Source organism: Micromonospora solifontis (genome assembly GCF_003725545.1).
Taxonomy (GTDB): Bacteria; Actinomycetota; Actinomycetes; order Mycobacteriales; family Micromonosporaceae; genus Micromonospora; species Micromonospora solifontis.
On the sequence record NZ_RJLN01000219.1, the window covers coordinates 1 to 339 of the forward strand.

1 protein-coding gene is annotated in these 339 nt (G+C 62.5%); it reads right to left on the reverse strand.

The window, feature by feature from the left end; translation table 11 throughout:
- Window positions 1-14: 14 nt before the first annotated feature.
- A partial coding sequence (locus tag EFE23_RS27940; RefSeq protein ID WP_148058573.1) for a transposase occupies window positions 15-339 on the reverse strand: 325 nt, incomplete at its 5' end.

The window sequence follows — 339 nt, forward strand, 5'->3', positions numbered from 1 at the left end:
AGAGGGCGTCTTGGTTAAATGAGTGTTGGTGTGCCTGTTTCGGGTTGATCGTCGCGCCAGGAGAGGGTCGTCTCATGGGTGAGGCGCCGGCTCATGTTGTCGATCATGGCCCAGTGGATGTGGGCCCGCGAGTGCTCTGGTGACGTTTCGTAGTCGCGGACGAGTCGACGATGGAGCATGATCCAACCGTTGGTGCGTTCGATCGCCCACCGCTTGGGCAACGGCTGGAACCCCTTCTGTCCTGGGGCTTTCGGCACTACCTGCACATCGATGCCATGAGCGGCGCCACGTTCGATGACCGTGGTGCGGTAGCCGGCGTCGACCCACACCGTGCCGACC